Origin of the sequence: Altererythrobacter sp. (assembly GCF_050299635.1) — a bacterium.
Lineage (GTDB): Bacteria > Pseudomonadota > Alphaproteobacteria > Sphingomonadales > Sphingomonadaceae > Erythrobacter.
Map to the genome: position 1 here is coordinate 1 of NZ_JBNKWF010000098.1, position 505 is coordinate 505.

1 protein-coding gene is annotated in these 505 nt (G+C 62.2%); it reads right to left on the reverse strand.

Features of this window, described 5'->3' with window-relative positions; translation table 11 throughout:
* Positions 1-487: hypothetical protein (locus ACQY6C_RS15035; protein ID WP_427970104.1), on the reverse strand; the 487-nt coding region annotated here is incomplete at its 3' end.
* Positions 488-505 lie beyond the last annotated feature (18 nt).

Below are 505 nucleotides of genomic sequence, written 5' to 3' on the forward strand. Positions count from 1 at the left end.
GATACTCGGCCTCGAGGTTCTCGAGGTCCTCGTGACGCTTCTCGTCGTCGACCCAGGTGACGAGGTTGGCCGCGAAGTAGATGACCTTCTCGAGCTGCTTGGCCTTGAGCTCTTCGCGCGGCTCGATGCCGGCGAGCAGGTAGGCGAGCCACGAGCGGGTGCCGCGCAGGTACCAGATGTGGACGACCGGGGCGGAGAGCTCGATGTGGCCCATCCGTTCACGGCGAACCTTGGAGCGGGTGACTTCGACGCCGCACCGTTCGCAGATGAATCCCTTGAACCGAACCCGCTTGTACTTACCGCAGTAGCACTCCCAGTCGCGCTGAGGGCCGAAGATCTTTTCGCAGAACAGGCCGTCCTTCTCCGGGCGCAGGGTGCGGTAGTTGATCGTCTCGGGCTTCTTGACCTCGCCGTGACTCCACAGCCGGATCTGGTCGGCCGTGGCCAGACCGATCTTGAGCTGTTCGAACATGTTGACATCGAGCATGAAAGAAAGACCTCGGAG